Origin of the sequence: Kitasatospora cystarginea, from assembly GCF_039533515.1 — a bacterium.
GTDB lineage: Bacteria > Actinomycetota > Actinomycetes > Streptomycetales > Streptomycetaceae > Kitasatospora > Kitasatospora cystarginea.
This window is the reverse complement of sequence record NZ_BAAATR010000014.1, coordinates 102,879-120,824: the sequence shown is the minus strand read 5'-3', so window position 1 is coordinate 120,824 and position 17,946 is coordinate 102,879. Positions and strand designations below refer to the sequence as shown.

16 protein-coding genes are annotated in these 17,946 nt (G+C 73.4%); 5 read left to right on the top strand and 11 right to left on the bottom strand.

What is annotated here, in order from left to right; all coding sequences use genetic code 11:
* Positions 1-17: 17 nt before the first annotated feature.
* Positions 18-752 carry a FadR/GntR family transcriptional regulator gene (locus tag ABD369_RS17725; RefSeq protein WP_344637381.1) on the bottom strand — a complete coding sequence of 245 codons (735 nt, stop codon included), beginning with the start codon at positions 750-752 and terminating at the stop codon, positions 18-20.
* Between the two features lie 417 nt (positions 753-1,169).
* Here ABD369_RS17725 and ABD369_RS17720 point away from each other — a divergent pair, with 417 nt between their 5' ends.
* Entirely contained in the window at positions 1,170-2,936 is a 1,767-nt protein-coding gene (locus tag ABD369_RS17720; RefSeq protein ID WP_344637380.1) for an LCP family protein, read from the top strand.
* A gap of 140 nt (positions 2,937-3,076) precedes the next feature.
* Here ABD369_RS17720 and ABD369_RS17715 read toward each other — a convergent pair whose 3' ends face one another.
* The 9 genes from ABD369_RS17715 to ABD369_RS17675 all read right to left on the bottom strand — a co-directional run bounded on the left by ABD369_RS17715 (position 3,077) and on the right by ABD369_RS17675 (position 13,657).
* Positions 3,077-3,925: an HAD family hydrolase gene (locus tag ABD369_RS17715; RefSeq protein ID WP_344637379.1), complete on the bottom strand. Its 849-nt coding sequence runs from the start codon at positions 3,923-3,925 to the stop codon at positions 3,077-3,079.
* A 69-nt stretch (positions 3,926-3,994) separates the two neighbouring features.
* Positions 3,995-5,272, bottom strand: a complete 1,278-nt coding sequence (gene serS, locus ABD369_RS17710; RefSeq protein ID WP_344637378.1) for a serine--tRNA ligase — start codon at positions 5,270-5,272, stop codon at positions 3,995-3,997.
* Between the two features lie 755 nt (positions 5,273-6,027).
* Complete coding sequence (gene pheA / locus ABD369_RS17705; RefSeq protein WP_344637377.1) at positions 6,028-6,963, bottom strand: prephenate dehydratase; 936 nt, start codon at positions 6,961-6,963, stop codon at positions 6,028-6,030.
* 184 nt (positions 6,964-7,147) lie between these two features.
* Positions 7,148-8,419: an iron uptake transporter deferrochelatase/peroxidase subunit gene (gene efeB / locus ABD369_RS17700; protein WP_344637376.1), complete on the bottom strand. Its 1,272-nt coding sequence runs from the start codon at positions 8,417-8,419 to the stop codon at positions 7,148-7,150.
* Positions 8,420-8,424: 5 nt separating this feature from the next.
* Entirely contained in the window at positions 8,425-10,494 is a 2,070-nt protein-coding gene (locus tag ABD369_RS17695) for a copper resistance CopC/CopD family protein (protein ID WP_344637375.1), read from the bottom strand.
* Between the two features lie 7 nt (positions 10,495-10,501).
* Positions 10,502-10,990 (bottom strand): copper chaperone PCu(A)C, encoded by a 489-nt coding sequence (locus tag ABD369_RS17690; protein WP_344637374.1) that lies wholly within the window; start codon positions 10,988-10,990, stop codon positions 10,502-10,504.
* Between the two features lie 31 nt (positions 10,991-11,021).
* Positions 11,022-11,735 carry an SCO family protein gene (locus ABD369_RS17685; protein WP_344637373.1) on the bottom strand — a complete coding sequence of 238 codons (714 nt, stop codon included), beginning with the start codon at positions 11,733-11,735 and terminating at the stop codon, positions 11,022-11,024.
* Between the two features lie 74 nt (positions 11,736-11,809).
* Complete coding sequence (locus ABD369_RS17680; protein WP_344637372.1) at positions 11,810-12,574, bottom strand: YcnI family copper-binding membrane protein; 765 nt, start codon at positions 12,572-12,574, stop codon at positions 11,810-11,812.
* A gap of 264 nt (positions 12,575-12,838) precedes the next feature.
* Positions 12,839-13,657, bottom strand: coding sequence for a hypothetical protein (locus ABD369_RS17675; protein WP_344637371.1), 819 nt, complete (start codon positions 13,655-13,657; stop codon positions 12,839-12,841).
* 248 nt (positions 13,658-13,905) lie between these two features.
* Here ABD369_RS17675 and ABD369_RS41165 point away from each other — a divergent pair, with 248 nt between their 5' ends.
* On the top strand, positions 13,906-14,685 hold the full coding sequence (locus ABD369_RS41165) for an ATP-binding protein (protein ID WP_425557648.1): 780 nt from the start codon (positions 13,906-13,908) through the stop codon (positions 14,683-14,685).
* 325 nt (positions 14,686-15,010) lie between these two features.
* Entirely contained in the window at positions 15,011-16,357 is a 1,347-nt protein-coding gene (locus tag ABD369_RS17660; protein ID WP_344637370.1) for an amidase, read from the top strand.
* Between the two features lie 133 nt (positions 16,358-16,490).
* On the opposite strand, the gene ABD369_RS17655 is transcribed toward ABD369_RS17660, so the two are convergent.
* Positions 16,491-16,715, bottom strand: coding sequence for a DUF5302 domain-containing protein (locus tag ABD369_RS17655; RefSeq protein ID WP_344637369.1), 225 nt, complete (start codon positions 16,713-16,715; stop codon positions 16,491-16,493).
* A gap of 368 nt (positions 16,716-17,083) precedes the next feature.
* On the opposite strand from ABD369_RS17655, the gene ABD369_RS17650 reads away from it, so the two are divergent.
* Positions 17,084-17,710 carry a hypothetical protein gene (locus tag ABD369_RS17650; RefSeq protein ID WP_344637368.1) on the top strand — a complete coding sequence of 209 codons (627 nt, stop codon included), beginning with the start codon at positions 17,084-17,086 and terminating at the stop codon, positions 17,708-17,710.
* Positions 17,698-17,904 carry a hypothetical protein gene (locus ABD369_RS17645; RefSeq protein WP_344637367.1) on the top strand — a complete coding sequence of 69 codons (207 nt, stop codon included), beginning with the start codon at positions 17,698-17,700 and terminating at the stop codon, positions 17,902-17,904. Before ABD369_RS17650 ends, ABD369_RS17645 begins: the two co-directional genes overlap by 13 nt.
* The last annotated feature ends 42 nt before the right edge of the window (positions 17,905-17,946 follow it).

Sequence of the window (17,946 nt, the reverse complement as noted above, 5' to 3'; positions counted from 1 at the left end):
GCGGGTCGTACCGGGTGCTACTTCCGCGCGGCGATGGTGGCGAGCAGCTGCTCCACGGCGGCCGTCGGCTCCGCGAGCAGCTCGCGACATGCGGCCTCGGCGCGCTCCGGGTCACCGCTCTCGATCGCGTCCACCAGCGCCTCGTGGGTCGCGACGACCACCTCGGGCATCTCGTGGTCGCCGAAGGCCGTCCGCATCGACTCGTGCACCGAGGCGCCGAAGTAGCGGTACACCTCGGTGAGCGCGGGGTTGTGCGCGGCCTCCACCACGGCGGTGTGGAACTCCAGGTCGTGCTCGACCGTGGCCTCCCGGCCGGCCCGCTCCGGGTGCGAGGCGATCACCTCGGCCTCCCGGGCCAGCGCGGCGCGCATCCGGGTGATGTCCTCGGGCGTGTGCCGCAGTGCGGCCAGCCGCGCCGCCTCGGTCTCCAGCGCGGCGCGGACCTCCAGGACGTCCCGTACGCCGGAGCGCTGCACACCGCGCAGCACGGCGGCCGGGTCGCTGGTGGAGCGGACGAACGTCCCCTCGCCCTGGCGCGACACCAGCATTCCGGCGTGCACCAGCACCCGGATCGCCTCGCGCACGGTGTTCCGTCCGACCTGCAGCCGCTCGGCCAGCTCGTGCTCGGTCGGGATCTTCCCGCCGACCGGCCAGGTGCCCGCGCTCAGCTGCTCCCGCAGCTGCTCGATCGTGGCGTCGACGAGCGAGCGCCGTCCGGCGGCCTGCAGACCGTCGTTGCTTGCAGTCGCCATGCCGGGCTCCCTCCGGGTCGATCGGGTGATCGTGAAACACCTTGCCCGGTCATCCTACAAGTAGTTGTCCGGTTGTCCTACAACTGGGGAGCTGGTTGTCCTACAACTGATCGGCTGATCGTTTTCCAGTCCACTGTCTGATCATGGGATGGCCGCCGGTGGCCCCAGGGAGTCCACGTGGACCGGCCGTGCTCGGAAGTCGCCCGTTATGTGAGGGATCAGGCAATCCGGAGCCCGGGCAGTGACTTCATCATGTGGCCTTTATATGCTCCGCTGAAGCTTCTGCGTATATCTGTGCGAGAGCTGCGTACCATCCGGGGCGGTGGTACGGCACGTTCGGCGGTCGTCGGGCGTTGCTCCTGCACACGGCGGGTCTGCTGTGTGCTGTGTTCCTGCCGTCTGGTGAAGGGTGTGGGTATGTCAGGCCAGCGGGCGGGAGCGTCCGGCCACGACGCCGAGTGGTGGCGGGACGGAGGGGCCCAGGGCGGTTCGCGGCTCGGTACGGACGCTCCGCGCGGTGTGCCCGGGCCGCGTCGCGGGGCCGGGGCCGCGGATGCGCCGAGGCTCGGAGGCCGGGCGGCAGCCCGTCGCGGCAACGGCGGCGGCGATGACGGAGACGGCGGTGGCCGCGGCGGCCGGGGAGCGGGCCGCGGCGGCGGGCCGCGCGGCAAGCAGAAGCGCAGCAAGAAGAAGATCGTCGCCTGGGTGGCGGCCTCCTCGCTGGTCCTGCTGGTGGCCGGCGCGGGCGCGCTCTACCTGAAGCTCAACGGCAACCTCAGCACCTTCGGCCAGGACGGCGTCAGCAAGGACCGCCCGGAGGCGGGTGCCGCCGACGCCAACGGCAACCGCCCGGTCAACGTGCTGCTGATCGGTTCCGACTCGCGCGGCGGTAGCAACAAGGACCTCGGCGGCGGCGGCGACGCGGGTGCGCGCTCGGACACCACGATCCTGTTGCACATCTACGCCGACCACAAGCACGCCGTGGGCATATCGTTCCCGCGCGACGCCCTGGTCACCCGCCCCGCCTGCAAGCTGCCGAACGGCAAGTGGACCAAGGAGGAGAACAACGTCATGTTCAACTCCGCGTTCGCCGTGGGCGACACCGACAAGGGCAATCCGGCCTGCACCCAGAACACCGTGGAGAAGCTGACCAACCTGCGGGTCGACCACACCATGGTGGTCGATTTCGAGGGCTTCGCCGCGATGACCAGTGCCATCGGGGGCGTCACGGTCTGTCTGCCGAACGCCATCTACGAGGGCGACCTGGACCCGAACCTCGGCCACAAGGGCAAGCAGATCTTCGCGAAGGGCGAGCAGACGGTCGAGGGCCAGCAGGCACTGGACTACGTCCGGCTGCGGCACGGCGTCGGCGACGGCTCCGACATCGGCCGGATGAAGCGCCAGCAGGCGTTCCTCTCCGCCCTGATCAAGGACGTCAAGGGCAAGGGCATGAGTCCGACCAACCTGCTCCCGCTGGCGGACGCCGCGACCAAGTCGCTGACGGTCGACGAGGGCCTGGGGACGGCGGACAAGCTGCTCTCCTTCGCGCTCTCGCTGAAGGCCATCGACCTGCACGACATCAAGTTCATCACCGCCCCCTGGAAGTACGAGGGCGCCCGGGTCGCCCTGGTCCACCCTGATGCCGAGGAGCTCTTCGCCGCGCTCAAGGCCGACCGCACGCTGGACGGCCAGGACGCGAGCGGCGGGGCGAGCGCGAGCCCGTCGGCCGATGCCTCCACGGCCCCCGCCTCGGACGGTGGCCAGAGCACGGCCGCGCCCGCCTCGGTGGACGGCGCCGGCATCCGGGTCGGCATCTACAACGGCACCACCACCTCGGGCCTGGCCAACGCCGCGGAGACCAGGCTGAAGGACGCCAAGTTCACCGTCACCACCAAGACCAACGCGGCCACCCGGGACCACGCCACCACCTCGGTCCAGTACGGCCCCGGTGACAAGGCCAAGGCGCAGACCGTCGCCTCGGTCTTCCCCGGCGCCACGCTGGAGCCGGTCTCCAGGGCGGGCATCAACGTGGTCCTCGGCAAGGACTTCGCGGCGGCCGGCGGCTCGGGCGCGGGCGGTGCCTCCAGCGGGTCGAGCGCGGCCCCGGGCCCGCTGCCGACCAGCGTCAGCAACGGCGCCCGTTCGGCCGACGACGACCCGTGCAGCAACGTCTCGTACGGCTGACCGGCGGCTGAACACGACGACGGTGCCCCTCCCGGATCCGGGAGGGGCACCGTCGTAAGCCGTCAGGCGGCCAAGCCGCAGAGCCGTCAGGCCGCCAACCGGTTCAACCGGCCACCGGCGGACGGCCCCGGCAGACGCTCTCAGCAGGCGGCCGGGAAGAGTCGTTCCAGGACGACCGCGACGCCGTCCTCGTCGTTGCCGGCGGTGACCTCGTCGGCCACCGCCAGCAGCTGCTCGTGGGCGCCCGCCATGGCCACGCCGTGTGCGGCCCAGGCGAACATCGGGATGTCGTTGGGCATGTCGCCGAAGGCGATGGTCTCCCGGGACTTCACGCCGAGCCGGTTGGCGGCGACCGCCAGGCCGGTGGCCTTGCTCAGGCCGACCGGCAGCAGTTCGACTATCCCCTCCCCGGCCATGGTGACGCCGACCAGGCCGCCCGCCGCCTGCTGGGCGATCTGCGCCAGTTCGTCGTCGTCGTGGTCCGGGTGCTGGATGTAGAGCTTGCTGATCGGCGCGGTGAGCAGCTCGGAGGCGTCCACCCGGGCGATCGGCAGGTCGCTGCCGATCTGCAGTTCGTAGCCGGGACCGGCCAGTACGGCACCGTCCAGGCCGTCCTGGCTCGCGGCCACCGCGAGCGGGCCGACCTCGGCCTCGATCTTGGCCAGTGCCAGCTCGGCGAGCCTGCGGTCCAGGGTGAGCGAGGTGAGCAGCCGGTGCTCACCCGCGTGGTAGACCTGGGCGCCCTGCCCGCAGACGGCGATGCCGGTGTAGCCGATCGCGTCGAAGACCGGACGGGCCCAGTTGGCCGAGCGGCCGGTGACGATGATGTGCAGCGCTCCGGCGGTGACGGTGGCCGCCAGCGCGGCGCGGGTGCGCTCCGAGACGGTCTCCGCCGAGTTCAGCAGGGTGCCGTCCAGGTCGGTGGCGACCAGCCGGAAGGGCAGGTCGCCACCGGGGGAGACGTCAGGTCGGTGGCTCGCGGTGCTCATCTGCCGTACGTCTCCCCGGGGTTACTGCGGTCGTGCGGTAGTTGCTCCCCAACTACCGCGCGATGGTGCTTACTTGACGGGCTCCAGCACGGCGCGGCCGCCGAGGAACGGGCGGAGCGCCTCGGGGACGGCGACCGAGCCGTCGGCCTGCTGGTGGTTCTCCAGGATCGCCACGATCACGCGCGGTACGGCGACCAGGGTGCCGTTCAGCGTGGCCAGCGGGCGGACCTTGCTGCCCTCCTCGCGCAGTCGGATCGACAGGCGGCGGGCCTGGTACTCGGTGGTGTTCGAGGTGGAGGTGACCTCGCGGTACTTGCCCTGGGTCGGGATCCAGGCCTCGATGTCGAACTTGCGCGCGGCCGAGGAGCCGAGGTCGCCGGAGGCGACGTCGATCACCCGGTAGGGGAGTTCGAGCGCGGTGAGGAAGTCCTTCTCCCACTGGAGCAGGCGGCGGTGCTCGGCCTCGGCGTCCTCCGGCGTGGTGTAGACGAACATCTCCACCTTCTCGAACTGGTGGACGCGGATGATGCCGCGGGTGTCCTTGCCGTAGGTGCCCGCCTCGCGGCGGAAGCAGGAGGAGAAGCCGGCGTAGCGCAGCGGCAGCCGGTCGGCGTCGATGATCTCGTCCATGTGGTAAGCGGCCAGCGGGACCTCGCTGGTGCCGACCAGGTACCGGTCCTCGTCGGGGAGGTGGTAGACGTTCTCCGCGGCCTGGCCGAGGAATCCGGTGCCGTCCATGGCGGCCGGGCGGACCAGGGCCGGGGTGATCATCGGGATGAAGCCGGCTTCGGTGGCCTGCGCCATCGCCATGTTGACCAGGGCGAGCTCCAGCAGCGCGCCGACGCCGGTCAGGTAGTAGGAGCGGGCGCCGGCGACCTTGGCGCCGCGCTCGGTGTCGATCGCGCCGAGGATCTGCCCCAGCTCGACGTGGTCCTTGGGCTCGAAGCCTTCGGCCGCGAAGTCGCGCGGGGTGCCGATCTCCTCGAGGGTGACGAAGTCCTCCTCGCCGCCGACCGGGGCGGCCGGGTCGATCAGGTTTGCGAGCGAGCGGAGCAGGCGGTCGGCCTCCTCCTTGGCCTCGGTCTGCTCGGCGTCGGCGGCCTTGACCGCTGCGGCCAGCTCCTTGGTGCGCTGGAGCAGCGCGGCCTTCTCCTCGCCCTGGGCCTTGGCGACCTGCTTGCCGAGCACCTTCTGCTCGTTGCGCAGCTCGTCGAAGCGACTGCCCGAGGCCCGGCGCCGCTCGTCGGCGGAGAGGAGGGCGTCGACCAGGCCGACGTCCTCGCCACGGGCGCGCTGCGAGGCGCGCACTCGGTCAGGGTCCTCACGAAGCAGGCGAAGGTCAATCACGAGGCCAGCCTACCGGGGAGGGGAGCGCTCCCAGGAACCGGTTTTGCCGCGTCGCGGCGGCCGGCGGGCTGGCCGGGTGTCAGGCCGGGCGCGGCGGGTGCCGGTTTTGCCGCCGGCCCGGTTGTCCGGGATGCCGCCCGGGCCCCGACGGCGGCCGGTGCCCGGGTGTGGCCCGATGGGGCCGAGGGCGGTGGACCGACCTGGGGATAAGTCCCCCCGCCCTGTGGATAACCACTGTGGACAGGAGGCGCGGAGACGGTCCTGGAGGCGCTGTCCACAGGTTCTCCGGCAAGCCTGTGGACAGGCAGGCGGTGCAGGCTCTCGCGAAAATGAACCGAAGAATTGAGGTTTCAAACCTCGATTCACCTTCTCGGCCGAGGCAATTCGCTCGCTCGGGCGGGTGATTTGATGGCTCTAGGGTGACTCTAGTCTGATTAGTCGTTCCTGCTGGCTAGCTGATGATCTGACCAGCTCTGTAGATGGATATGCCGGTTTGTCGATTCATCCCCAGCCCTGTGGATAACTGTGGATAACTCGGCAGTCACCCGATCTGTGGATGAACGGTCGGGCCTGTGGATGAGCCGGGTCCACCGACACTCCGGAGTCGACGCCGGGCGACCGCTCGGGTGAACCGTCCATGTATCGGAGAAAGACGTAATTTGACCGAACAGCACCGAATCGTTCCGCGCTGTTCATGAAAACGACCACTGGTGATCGGTGTGCACGGCGCACACCGAGTGGATCGCCCGGACGGGTCAGAGTTCGCCGCGTCCGTCGAGGCAGCGCGAGAGCCAGTCCGAGGCCGTGCTGAAATCCTCGTCCCGGGTGCCGGGCCGCTGCGGCGTCGGGGTGCTGTGGTCGGCGCGCGGATACGAGCCGAGGAACCGCACCTGCGGGCAGATCCGCTTCAGGCCCATCAGCGCCTCGCTCACCCGCCGCTCGCTGAGGTGGCCCTCGCAGTCGATCAGGAAGCAGTAGTTCCCCAGGCCCTCGCCGGTCGGCCGCGACTCGATGCGCATCAGGTTCACCCCGCGCACCGCGAACTCCTGCAGCAGCTCCAGCAGCGCACCCGGGTGGTCGTCCGGCAGCCAGACCACCATCGAGGTCTTGTCCGCGCCGGTCGGCGAGGAGACCCGTCCGGGGCGGCCGACCAGCACGAAGCGGGTGGTCGCGTTCTCCGCGTCGTGGATGTCGTCGACCAGGACGTCCAGTCCGTAGATCGGGGCCGCGAACGCGCCCGCGAAGGCGCCGTCGTGACGGCCCTCCTGCACCAGCCGGGCGCCGTCCGCATTGGAGGCGGCCGACTCCCAGCGGGCGTCCGGCAGGTTGGCGGCGAGCCAGCGGCGCACCTGCGGCTGGGCGACCGGGTGGCTGGTGACGGTCTTGATGTCCGTCAGCTCGGTGCCGGGACGGACCAGCAGCGCGAACGCGATCGGCAGCAGCACCTCGCGGTAGATCATCAGCGGCTTGCCGGTGGCCAGTTCGTCGCTGGTCGCGGTCACGGCACCCTCGACCGAGTTCTCCACCGGGACGAAGGCCCCGGCCGCCTCCCCGGCCCGGACGGCGTCCAGCACGGCCGGCACCGAGGCGAGCGGCACCAGTTCCCGGGTACCCGCCTCGGGCAGGGTGCGCAGGGCGGCCTCGGTGAAGGTGCCCGCGGGCCCGAGATAGGTGTAGCGGGTGGCCGACATGACGCCTCCGTGCGAAATGCGAAAGGGGTGTGCGCGATCGTGCTCGACCTGTCACCTTAGCCACTCGGGACGGCCGTCGGCGAAGCCTTCCACTCCGTGAACGGCCGCCCCGCGAGGAGAACGGGGCCCCGAGGGCAGGGCCCGGCAGTCCGCCTGTCCTCCCGGGAACTCGCCCCGGGAGGGCTCACCCCTCCAGCAGGGCCTGGCCGACGTAGCCGCCTTGCGGGGCGCCCGGCGGGACGGCATAAAGGCCGCTGGCCTCGTGCCGAAGGAAGCGGGAGAGGCTGTCCCCCCGGGCGAGCCGGCGCTGCACGGGGATGAAGCCGTGCGCCGGGTCGGCCTGGAAGGCGATGAACAGCAGCCCGGCGTCCAGCGAACCGTCCGGGAGCAGCCCGTCCTGGAACGAGAACCCCCGGCGGAGCATGGCCGCCCCGCCGTTGGACGCGGGTGCGGCGACCCGGATGTGCGCGTCGACGGGTATTGCGAGCAGTCCGTCGCCGTTCTGCTTCGCCAGATCGACGGGGGTGGACTCGGTGCCGCCGGAGAGCGGTGCGCCGTCCACCTTGCGGCGGCCGATCACCCGCTCCTGGCGGTCCGTCGGCAGGTTCTCCCAGTTGTCCAGCAGCATGCGGATCCGCCGGAAGACCACGTAGGAGCCGCCCGCCAGCCAACCGGGGCCGTCGGCGAAGACCTTGGCGGCGAAGTCGGGGTCGGCGGGACGGGGATTGTTGGTGCCGTCCACCTGGCCCATCAGGTTGCGCGGGGTCCTGGGGCGGTCGGTGGCACCCGGTGTGCGGCTGAAGCCGGACATCTGCCAGCGGAGTGTCGCCAACCCGGAGGCCTGCTGCTGGAGGACCCGCAGCGCGTGGAAGGCGACCAGTGCGTCGTCCGCGCCGATCTGCACCCAGAGGTCGCCGTCGCTGCGGGAGCGGTCGATGGTGTCCTCCGGGAAGTCCGGCAGTGGGGCGAGCTGCGGCGGGCGCTGCGAGGCCAGGCCGGTCTTGTCGAAGAGCGGGGCGCCGAACCCGAAGGTGACGGTCAGCGTGCAGGGGCCTGCGTCCAGCGCGATCTGGTTCTCGTGCGCCCCGGCCTGCTCCCCGCGCGCCAGCAGCGCGGCGGTCTCGGACCAGCCCTTCATCAGCCGGCGCAGCCCGTCCCGGCCGGTGCCCGGCGTCAGGTCGAACGCGGCCAGCTGGGCGCGCGCCTGCGCGGGCTGGACGATCCCGGCCTGGTGCGCCCCGTGGAAGGGCACGGACGCCTGGCCGAGCGCCGGGGCGCCGTTGCTCCGGCTCCCGTCGCGCGGCGCGGCGACGGCCCAGCCGCCGACCGCGCCCGCGCCGGCGCCGACCGCGAGCCCGGCCCCCGCGTTGCCCAGCAGGGCGCGGCGGGTCAGGCCCGCGGCGGCGGGCGCCGCCGTCTCCGGTGCCTCGGACCGCTCCGATGTCTGCTCGGTCATCACATTCACCCGATCTTGAGCGACTTGACCTCGGTCGACTGGTCGATGTCCGAGGAGCGGACCGTCACCGACACCACCCAGTCGCCGGCGAGCGGGAGTTGAGCCGTCCCGGACCAGCGGCCCGGCCCGTCGGAGTTGAGGGACGCGGGCAGCGGCCCGAGGTCCCGGTCGGGCAGGGTGAAGGCCAGCTGCAGCTCGGGCACCTCGGCGGGCTTGCCCGAGGAGTCGTCCAGGCTGAGCTTCACCGTGTTGGACCCGGTCGCGGCGGGGTTGAGGACCACCGTGGCGGTGCCCTTGGCGTTGGGGGTCCTGCCACCGGTGTCGTACGGGATCTTCAGCTCGACGGTCTTCGCGGGGGCGGTGCCCGGAGCACTGCCGGTCGCGGTCGCCGCCGGGTCGCCGCCGGTGGCGGCCCGGGCGACCCGTCCGGGCGGGGAGTTGGTGAGCATGGTGGTGACCACCAGAACGACCACCGCGACGGCGCTCTCGGTCAGCACCGAGCGGCGCAGCCCGGCACGGGCCGGCGGGCCGTCCTGGGCCCGCTGCACCATGGCCGTCTGCCGGGCAGCCCGCTGTCGGGCCAGCTGCGCCTGCCGCACGGGGTCGGCGGCCTCGGGCCCGCCCTGGGCGGCGTTCTCGATGGCGTCCTCGGCGGTGTCCTCGGCCCCGGTGCTCGTGGGCACCTCGACGGAAGCGGTCACACGGGCAGCGCCCTCGCCGGCGGCCTCGGCACCCTCAACACCTTCGGCGGCCGATCCCGCCCGGAGCCGGGTGACCCAGGCGCGGGAGATCCAGGCGACGCCGACCATCGCGACCACGCAGCCGATCTTCACCAGCAGCAGCCGCCCGTACTCGGTGCCGAGCAGTGCGCTCCAGGAGCCGACGCCGCGCCAGGACTGGTAGACGCCGGTGGCGGCGAGGACCGAGACGGCGCCGAGGGCGAGCTTGGAGAAGCGTTCCACGGCGGTGACCGCGAGGCCGGCCCGCAGTCCGGCGGCCAGGGCGACCAGCCCGCCCAGCCACAGCGCCACCGCCAGCAGGTGCAGGATCCCCAGCGGCAGGGCCAGCCAGACCTGGATGCCCGCGGAGGCGTGGTCGGCGCCAGCCCAGGTGGCGGCGAGCGCGGTGGCAAGGACGACTCCGGCGATGCCGAGGCCGAGTCGGGCGTCCCGCTGCGGACGTTCGGCGGCCAGCCGTTCCAGGCGGCGCAGCTCGTCCTCCTCGAGGTCGCCGGTGCTCTCGGCGGTCTCCTCGCGGCCGCCGGTGTCCTCGACGGAGTCCGCGGAGCCGTCGGACTGCCCCAACTGCCCCACCAGCAGCGAGAGGAACACCCCGCCCGCCGCGAGCAGCAGCAGTCGCGCGGAGAGCGCGGTGCCGATCCGCTCCTCCAGCGTGCTGCGCACCAGCGAGAGGTCGAAGGCCACGCCGATGCCGCTGCCGCGCTCGTACGGGGCGCGCAGCAGCAGGACGGCCACGGTGGCGACCAGTAGCCCGATCCAGCCGGTCATCAGCAGCCGCTGCACCGAGCGCACGGCCGCGCCCCTGGGCCAGCAGATCAGTACGAAGGCGGCCGCCCCGGCGAGCAGGGCGAAGGAGGCGTAGGCGACGGTCCGGGCGAGTCCGTAGCAGAAGGCGACCGTGCCGTCGGCCTTGGCGCTCTGGAGCTGGCCGGTGGAGACCGTGGTGGCGGAGGGGGCGCCGATGGAGAAGGTGAAGGCGCCGCCGACGGGGTGCGAGTCCTCCGAGACGGCTCGCCAGGCGACGGTGTAAGTGCCGTTCGCCAGGCCGCTGTTGAGCGAGACCCGGGCGGTGTCGTTCTTCCCGTCCAGGTGGCTCGGGTTGCCGGCGTCGACCTGCTGCCCGGTCGGGCTGAGCACCCGGACCGAGTCGGCGGAGAGCGAGACGCCCTCGCTGAAGGTCAGCGTCACCGCGGTGGGGGCCTGCGGGACAACCGAGTTCTGGGCGGGGTCGGTGCTGACCAGTGCGGCGTGGGCGGCGGCCGGTCCGGCCGTGCCGAGCAGCAGCACCAGTGCGGCACCGAGCGCCGCCACCAGGGCGCCGAGTCTCTTCAACATGTCGCGGTCAGCTTCCCGGTCGGTAGGTGAGGGGTTTGACCGGCACCTGGACGGAGATCTTGTCGCCCTTGGCGAAGGTCAGGTCGAGTTCGAGCTCGTCGCCGACGGCCGGGGTCTTCTCCCAGCCCATGATCATGAGGTGGTTGCCGCCCCGGTCGAGCGAGAGCGTGCCGTGGGCGGGCACGTCGAGGGCGCCGACCTCCCGCATGGTGCTGTCGGTGGAGCGGTGCATGGTCACCGAGCTGGCGTCCGGGCTGGAAACCTTGATCAGCTGGTCGTCGGCCGAGCCGGTGTTGTTGACGGTCAGGTAGCCCGCGGCCATGCCGCCGGGGGTGGCGGGGAGCGGGATGTAGGAGTCGGCGACGGTGAGCCGGGGCTGTCGGCCGTCCGCGCCGCCGTCACCACCGGTGCCGCACGCGACGAGTATGGTCGCGGCGGTGAGGACGGTGGCCACGCCGGCGCCGATCAGCGCGGTCCGGCGGAACTGCCTGCTCATGCGGCCGCCTCCGCTCGCCCGATGAGGGTGGTCACGCGGGCACCCCCTTGGCCAGCAGCGGCAGGTCGTGCTTGTAGGTGTCGACCGAGCTGTTGCTCAGGTAGAGCAGGTGGGCCTTGTTGTCCGGGGGCAGGAAGGCGAGCACCTGGGCGCCGTGGCTGGAGGTGACGGTGCCGTCCTTGTTGACGATCGGGTCCTCGACCATGACGCCGAGGGTCTGGGCGGCGGCCTTGACCTTGTTCAGGTCGCCGGTGAGCCCGATGAAGTCCTTGCCCATCGAGTCCAGCCAGGTGCGCAGCACCTTGGGGGTGTCGCGCTCGGGGTCGGTGGAGACGAAGACCACGTCGATCTTCTTCCGGTCCGCTTCGGGCAGCGAGGCCATCGCGACGCCGATGTCGCCCATGGTGGTCGGGCAGACGTCGGGGCAGCTGGTGTAGCCGAAGAACAGCAGCGTGGGGTGCCCGTCGGTCTGCTTGCGCAGGTCGAAGGGCTGGCCGGAGGTGTCGTCGAGGACCAGGTCGGGCTTCTGGAACTGCTTGGCCAGCACGCTGCCCTTGTACGGGGAGTTGCTGGTCTGCTGGACGACCTTCGCGGCGCCGGCGCCGTCGCCGTCGCCGCTGCCGGCGCTGGAGCCGCAGGCGCTCAGGGCGAGGGCGGCGGCGAGTGCGAGGGCGGTGGCGCCGAGTGCGCGGCGCCCGGCGCGCGGGGCGCCGGTGGAGGTGGTCGCGGTGGCGGTACGTGGCATGGCGGTGGGTCCGATCGTTCGCGTGGTGCTGCCGGGTGGGGGCCGCGATGGGCGCGGCCCCCACCCGACCGGTCTCAGGAGGCGGAGCCGTTGCTCCTGCGGCGCAGGCCCGCGACACCGAGGCCGGCGCCGAGCGCGCCGACGACGATGCCGGCCACGCCGAGCGTACGGGCGGTGGTGTCGCTGGACTTGGCCGCGGTCTGCTTGTCGCCCTGGGCGTCCTGCGAGGAGCCGGCGGCCGCCGAGGGGGTGGCGGCCGCCGAAGGGGCGCCGCCGTGGTGGTCGCCGGCAGCGGCGGCGGCCTTGGTGAGGGTCAGTACGGGGGCCGGGTGGGCCGGCTCGGGCTGGCCGTCCTTGGCCTCGTCGATCCAGCGGACGATGTCGCCGTTGTCGTAGGTCTGGAGTGCCTTGAAGGTCAGCTTGTCGGTGTCGGTCGGCAGGGCGCCGAGCGAGACCTTGAACTCCTGGAACTGGCCGGGTGCGATCTTGGCGCTGTCGTCGGCGGTCCAGGTGATCTTGGAAACGGCCTCGGTGATGTCCTGGCCGTGCGACTTCAGAGGCTTGTCGAGCTTGGACTTCTCCAGGGTGGCGGTCCAGCCCGGCAGCGGCAGGATCCGGACCGAGGCCATCGGATGGTCCATCGGCAGGTTGACCTCCAGCTTCACGGTGGAGGCGGTGTCGCTCTCGTCCGGCACCCGGAACGCGACGGCGGTGTAGCCGCCCTGCTGGGCGTCGCCCGGCTGCACGGTGACGTGGGCGGAGGCGGGGACGGCGAAGGCGACCACGGCGGTGGCGGCGGCAGCGGAGACGGCGAGCCGGCGGGCGGGAGTCATGCGCATCGGGATGTTCTCCAACGGCGAGGGGCACACGCGCGGGCCGCGGTGGCGGCGCACGTGGCGGGGCGATGGGGGGACGGTGCCGTGACGCCGCGGTGGCGTACGGCCGCGCCGCCGGTGACGTACCGAGCTCGTACGGTCCGAAGGCCCGGGCGCCAGGGACGACACCGGCCGGACTCGTACCGCTGCGTGGGACGCGGCGGCGCGCGGACGCGCCCGGAGCTCCCCGATCACCCGCAGCCGAAGCTGCCGGAAGGGGAGGAGGGCTCAGCGCGCGAAGGCCGCCACCGGCGGACCCCGCCGGATCACGCTGTGCCGCAGCGCGGCGGCGGTCGGCAGCCGCCAGTCCTCAGCCCGGCCACGGGCCCGCCGGGCCGGCCGCCCCTCGGAGGCACTGCCCAGCAGCAGCGTCGCGAGCAGCGCGAACGCGGTCCGCAGCCCGACGGCGCACTGCTGCGCCGCGGCGGCCGTCACCCGGAGCAGCCGCCACAGCGCGGCCTCGCCGCGCCGCAGCCACCAGCCCGCCACCACGGCGGCGGCGAGGTGGCCCAGCAGCATCGAGGGCGTCAGCCCGAGCAGCGCGTCGTGCGGCGCTGCTGCCGGGTACGCCTGTGGGTCGAGGCCCGCGGCGCTGACCAACTGCTCGGGCGAGGCCGCCGGGAGGACGGCGAACCCGGCGCGGCCGGAGTCGTCGCAGACCAGCCGTCCGGCCACCTGCGCCAGCGTGAGCGGGCCGTCCTGGCCGGTGCCGGTGTGCATACCGGCCATCGCGGGGTGCGGGGAGAGGCTGTGGAAGAGGCAGTGCAGCCCCAGCTGCCCGGCGCCGAGCGCACCGGCGATGGCGGCCAGCGACCGCTCACGGCCGCCGAGCAGCACCGCCACCAGGCAGACCGCGGCGAAGCCGGCCGCGAGCGCGGGCAGGGCGACGTGCCCGCCGCCCACCACGGCGTGTCCGGCGGCCGCGATCAGCGTGCAGACCAGCGCGAACGGGACCGCCCGGGCCACCCGCAGGTCCCAGGCGGCGGCCGGGGCCCGGAATTCCGGGGCGGCGGCGCCTGTGCGCGGGGCGGCGTGGCGGTCGGTCATGGCCGGCACATCATCTCACCGCCTACAACCACGGCCCAGGGAGGGGGGCGCCGCTGTATCGGATTGGCCCGTTCGGGCCCGGCGCGCGCGTCGCGCAGTGCGCCGCCCGGCACAGGCTGCTGCCCCCGTCCATCCGCCGAACGGGCGGTCCCGGACGCGGCGCATGGTTCGCCGTGGGATCGTCCGGAGATACCTCGTTCTATGTGGAGCCGCAGCCTATGTGGAGCCGTAGCCAGGAGGGACCTCCCGTGGACATCTGGTGGACTCTGCACCTCAAGCGCGACCCGGCCAGCGTTCCGCTCGCCCGACGCATCCTGCTCAGCGCGATGGAGACCACCGGGGTCGATCCGCAGGTCGCGCACGACCTCGGGGTGGCCCTCACCGAGGCCTGCGCCAACGCGGTCGAGCACGCGGTGGGCGGCCGGCCCGACGACGGCTTCCAGGTGACCGCCTCGATCACCGGGGACAGGCTCCGGGTCGAGGTGGTGGACTCGGGTCCCGGACTGCCGGGCTCGGCCCCGCCGCTCGCGCTGCCGCCCGCACCGCCGGTGCCCGCGCTGCCCGCCGCCTCCGGCACGGCGGCGGCCCCGGTGTCGCCGCTCGGGGCGGCCACACCACGGCGTACGGGGGTGTCGGCCGCCAGGCCCGTCCGTCCGGCCACCGGACGCCGGCGCGGCCGCCGGGGCCGAGCGGTCCTCGCGGTGCCGGTGCTGACCGCGTACCGTCCCCGGCACACCGACCGCCCCGCGCCGTACGACACCCATGTCCTGCCCTGCCCCTCGCTCCGCCCGTCGGCCACCGCGCTGTGGGACGCCGGCCTCGCCGACCTGGGCGGGGCGAGCGTGCTGTCGGAGTGCGTGGGGCCCGACCTGCCGGCACTCGACGCGGAGAGCGGCCGCGGGCTCTTCCTGATCCACGCGCTCACCGACCACGTCCAGCTGCGGAACCATCCGCTGCGCGGGGCGATCGTCAGCTTCGACAAGATCCTCAAGCGCCGGGACGGTTCGCTGCTGCGCGCGGTCTCCTGAGTTCCCCGGCGCCCTCACCGGTGACCCGCCAGGGCCATTGCGGCGGACAAGTCCGTTGCCGCGGTGGGTGGTTGGGGTGATGAAGGCGGACCCGACGCGGGTGCGGCGGGGGCGCCGCCAACTGCCGGGGTGATCCGGCGGGTGGGGCGGCACGCCGGCGACAACGGCGGTGCGGCGGTCTGCTGTCCGGGGTGGACCGGCATCACAGCGTCCTCGGCGCACCGGCCGGGGGAACCCTGGAGCGCAGGCGGTGGCCGGAGGAATCCCGGTGGCCCGCGGGCGTCGCGGCGCGGGCCCGCGGGCCCCGGCGCCGTAGCGTGGAGTCATGGAGCCACCGATCCCGCTGGTGCCCGCGGCAGCCGCCCTGCGCGCCGGTGATCAGGGCCCGGCCGTCGAGGTCGAGCGGCTGTGCAGCCGCATCGAGCGGACCGATTCGGTCGTCCGGGCCTTCACCCCCGAACCCGGCCGGCACGCGCGGCTGACCGCCGAGGCCCGAGCGGTCGAGGCTCGCTACCGGCGGACCGACGCGGCCTGGGCATGCGCCGGACGGACCGAGCCGCCCAGCCTGTACGGGGTGCCGGTCGGGGTCAAGGACGTGATCCAGGTGGACGGCCTGCCCACCCATGCCGGGTCCGCGCTGCCGCCGGGCGTGCTCAGCGGGCCGCAGGCCGAGGTGGTGGACCGGCTGCGGGCGGTGGGCGCGCTGGTGGCGGGCAAGACCGTGACCGCCGAGTTCGCGATCGACGCGCCCGGGCCGACCCGGAATCCGCACAATCCCGGGCACACGCCCGGCGGCTCCAGCAGTGGTTCGGCGGCAGCGGTCGCCGCGGGCCTGGTGCCGCTGGCCATCGGCACCCAGACCATGGGGTCGGTGATCCGCCCGGCAGCGTACTGCGGGGTGGTGGGCTTCCGGCCGACGTACGGGCGGATTCCGACCGACGGGGTGCTCGCCGGCGCGCCGACCCTGGACACCATCGGCACCTTCACCACCGACCTGGCGGGCGCGGCGCTCGCGGCGTCCGTCCTGTGCGACGACTGGTCGCCGGTCGCGGGGGACGGACCGCCCGCGCTCGGGGTCCCGGTGGGCCCGTACCTGGAACACGCCGGGCCGCTCGCCCGGGCGGCCTTCGCCCGGCAGCTGGACACGCTGCGTGGGTGCGGTCTGCCGGTCCGCGAGGTTTCGGTGCTGCTGCCCGACTTCGACGACGTGGTGCGGACCTTCCGGACCATCAGCGGCTATGAGCTGGCCCGGGTGCACGCCGAGCTGTTCCCCCGCTTCGCGGCGCTGTACCGGCCCGGGACGGCGGCCGCGATCCGGCGCGGCCGGGAGATCGACGGGGTGGCGTACGCGGCGGCGCTCCAGGCCAGGAGCTCCTACCGGCGCCGGATCGCGGACGTCATGGTGGCGCAGGGCGTTGACCTGTGGGTGACCCCGGCGGCGACCGGGCCGGCACCGCTGGGGCTGGGCAGCACGGGGGACGCGGTCATGTCGCTGCCGTGGAGCCACGCGGGCCTGCCCGCGGTCACGCTGCCGGCGGGCCGTGCGCCCGGCGGGCTGCCGCTGGGGGTGCAACTGGTCGGCGCGGAGAGCGCGGACGAACAGCTGATCGCCTGGGCGTCGCAGATCGAGCCGGTGTTCGGCGGGGCGCCCGGCGTTGCGCCGCCGCGGTAGCGCCAGGCGTGCCCTCGCGCCGTGCCCCTACGGCGGCCCCGGGGGTACGCCGTAGGGGCACGGCCGCCGCGTGGTGGACCCGTCCGGGGCGCGGTCGGCCACGCCGAGCCCGCGCCCCGCCGACGGGCGCTGCTCAGCCGCCGCTCTTGCGCCGGAAGGTGCGCTTGCCGCCGGCCGCCGAGTGGGAGCCGTGGATCTTCGATCCTTCGGGGCCCGGACCGCCGACGCCGCCGCGGCCGCCGTGCTTGTGCTGGAGGGCGGCACGGAACTTCGCCTTCAGGTCGTCCGGGTCGCCCTGGCCGTCCGGCGCGGCCTCCGGTGCCTGCGGCTCGACGGGTTCGGCTGCGTCGCTGCTCATGCGTGACCTCCTGGACGAGAGCTGATGTGCAGGGCTCACCATCCCACGTCGAACGCCGTTGGCGTCCCACATTTTCCCACCGGGGCAGGTCACTGGCGGGGCGGCCGGAACTTCGGCCCGCCGATCAGGAACAGCAGCGCGGCGGCCGGGAAGCCGATCGAGGCGATCACGAGGACGATGAACTGAAGGACCATCACGGCGGGCTCCAGAGAACTCGGTGAAAGCGCGGTGAGTGCCCACCGGCAGCCAGCACCGACGGTATGTCCGAATTCATCCCTTTGTCATCCGCTGCCCCGGCCCGTGCCCCCTTCGAGGGATCATCAGCGGACCTCTGTCCGACTCCGCGTCGGCCCGCCACACTGGGCGGCATGCAGGTAGAGCTCGCTGGGGAACCGCAGGAGCCGGGCCGGCAGACCGAGGACTTCGCGGCCGCCTCGCCCGAAGCACTGGTACTGCTCGACGGCTCGAGTTCACCGGCCGGGATGGAGTCCGGCTGCCGGCACGGAACCGCCTGGTACGTACGCCGCCTGGGGGTACATCTGCTGGCCCGGCTCACCGATCGGTCGGACCGGTCGATCTCCGAGTGCCTGGCCGACGCGATCGTGGAGACGGCTGCCCTGCACGGCGGGCGCTGCGACCTGGCCCACCCGAACACCCCGGCCGCGATGGTGGTCGCCGCCCGTTTGCACGGCAAATCGCTGGAGTACCTGGTGCTCGGCGACTCGCTGCTGATCCTGCACCCCAAGGACGGTCCGCCCCGGGTGATCGGCGACAACCAGCGCTTTCCCGGCGGCGAGCAGCTGCGGCGCCAGGTCTGGGCGACCGTCCCGGCTCGGCCGAACGGGAGGCCCTGCACCTGCGGTACGCACTGGCCCTCCGCGCCGCCCGGAACACCGGCCACGGCCCGTGGATCGCCGCCGCCACCCCCAAGGCCGCGGCCCGGGCGGAGACCGGGTTCGTCCCGCTGTCCGCACTGCACGCGGTGGCCGCCGTGACCGACGGCGCCTCGCGGTTCACCGAGCGGTTCGGGCTCGGCAGCTGGTCGGACGCGCTGCGGCTGCTCGCCGAGTCGGGGCCGGCCGAGCTGATCGCCCAGGTCAGGGTGGTGGAGCGGGCCGACGCCAGGTGTGAGCGCTGGCCCCGGGGCAAGGCCCACGACGACGCCTCGGCGCTCTACGCCAGGATCTGACGGCGGATCGCGGCGGTGGCGCAGCCGAATGTCCGTCACCGG